Raw genomic sequence first — 1,696 nt, 5'->3', positions numbered from 1 at the left:
GCCGGCATCCGAGCGCCAACTGGAATAGAGACCAAAGCTGGTGGCCCGGAAGGGCGTGCTGCGCAGCAGGTTGTTCTCCTGGATCCAGATGGCGACGTCGGCCGGATTGGGGCGGCGCAGATAGGCCAGGGTGACATGGGGCTTGTAGGTTCGGACTTCAGGCGGCAGCCCGGCCCGGCGGGCGGCGATCTCGCAGCCCCGGGCCAGGTGATTTAAGCCTTCGTTCTCGTCGACCCCGGCCCAGACCGCATGGATATCGACCCCCTCCCCGAACGCGCCGCCTTTTCCCCGCTCCTCCTGGCGAAGGCCCGGACCCAGATCGTAGAGCACGAAATCTGGGTTTGCGTTCGAGCACCGGGGCTTCGTCTGAGGCCCGGCCTTCGCCGGGATGAGCGGGTTCGGCGCGAAAACACCGAATATCGATTGGTCCCAGCGCCTCAGATCAGCGGATATTCCCGCTCCAGCCGGTACCAGGAGCCGGCATCCGAGCGCCAACTGGAATAGAGACCAAAGCTGGTGGCCCGGAAGGGCGTGCTGCGCAGCAGGTTGTTCTCCTGGATCCAGATGGCGACGTCAGCCGGATTGGGGCGGCGCAGATAGGCCAGGGTGCCATGCGGCTTGTAGGTTCGCGTCTCGGGCTTGAGCCCGGCTCGGCGCGCCGCGATCTCACACCCACGCGCCAGATGGTTCAGCCCCTCGTTCTCGGCGACCCCGGCCCAGACCGCATGGATATCGACCCCCTCCCCGAACGCGCCGGCGCCGTGCAGCTGAAGCTCCAGCGGACCGCCACCAAGGGTGGTGAGCTCGGCGTCGAGGTCGGCGGCGACGTTCTCGGCCACCTCGCCGACGAACTTCAGGGTGATGTGAAGGGCCTCCCGAGGACGCCAACGCGCACCCGGCAAGCGATCCTGACGGGCGATGAGTTCCTCCCCGATGTCCTCTGGAACAGCGATGGCGGTGAACAGTCGGATCATGGGAAACTACCTAAGGTGCTGATGATCTGACGCAATCGTAATACAGCAAGCCTTGCGCGCGAGCCCCCGGCCACCGATATTCGACAATGCGTCCGCTCGGGACGTTTCGAAAAAGGGCCATGACTCTGATGAGCGACTTCAACCGCGGCTACGCGCGCACGGTCCCCGCAGATCGCGCCGACATGTCGGTGGACGCGGGGCTCCGCAGCTTCATGCTCGGCGTCTACAACAAGGTGGCGCTGGGACTTCTGCTTTCGGCCGCCCTGGCGTTCCTGACCGGCACTTTCCCGCCTGTGCGCGACCTGATGTTCACCGCCGGCGCTAACGGCAAAATCGGCTACTCGCTGCTCGGCACGGTCGTGGCCTTCGCGCCGCTGGGCGTGATGCTGGTCGGCATGTTCGCCATGCGCAATCCCAACCCGCGCACGGCCAATATCTTCTACTGGACGATCGTCAGCCTGATCGGCGCCGGCCTCGGCGTCCTGACCCTCGTCTATACGGGCGCGTCGATCTTCTCGACCTTCCTGATCACCGAGGCGGCCTTCGGCGGTCTGTCGCTGATCGGCTACACGACCAAGTAGGACCTGCCCGCCTTCGGCAGCTTCCTGATCGTCGGCCTGATCGGCCTGGTGGTGGCCAGCAACGTCAACATGTTCCTGAACAACGGGGCCATGGGCTTCATCATCAGCGTTGTCGGCGTGCTGATCTTCGCGGGCCTGATC

At 65.3% G+C, this 1,696-nt stretch carries 2 protein-coding genes and 1 pseudogene; 1 reads left to right on the top strand and 2 read right to left on the bottom strand.

Going from position 1 to position 1,696, the window contains the following annotated elements:
• On the bottom strand, positions 1 to 330 hold a 330-nt coding region (locus tag Q7T84_RS19245), incomplete at its 3' end, for a 2'-5' RNA ligase family protein (protein ID WP_304812216.1).
• A gap of 107 nt (positions 331 to 437) precedes the next feature.
• A complete protein-coding gene (thpR, locus tag Q7T84_RS19240; protein ID WP_304812213.1) occupies positions 438 to 974 on the bottom strand; it encodes an RNA 2',3'-cyclic phosphodiesterase in 537 nt (178 codons plus the stop codon).
• 128 nt (positions 975 to 1,102) lie between these two features.
• On the opposite strand from thpR, the pseudogene Q7T84_RS19235 reads away from it, so the two are divergent.
• Positions 1,103 to 1,696 (top strand): annotated as a pseudogene (locus tag Q7T84_RS19235) (Bax inhibitor-1/YccA family protein); the annotation flags it as partial.

The organism is Phenylobacterium sp., assembly GCF_030654915.1.
GTDB lineage: Bacteria > Pseudomonadota > Alphaproteobacteria > Caulobacterales > Caulobacteraceae > Phenylobacterium.
The sequence above is the reverse complement of the archived record's forward strand: the minus strand, read 5'-3'. Positions and strand labels throughout refer to the sequence as shown.

Coding starts and splice junctions, on each gene's coding strand:
- thpR (WP_304812213.1), bottom strand. CDS start 974: ATGATCCGACTGTTCACCGCCATCGCTGTTCCAGAGGACATCGGGGAG.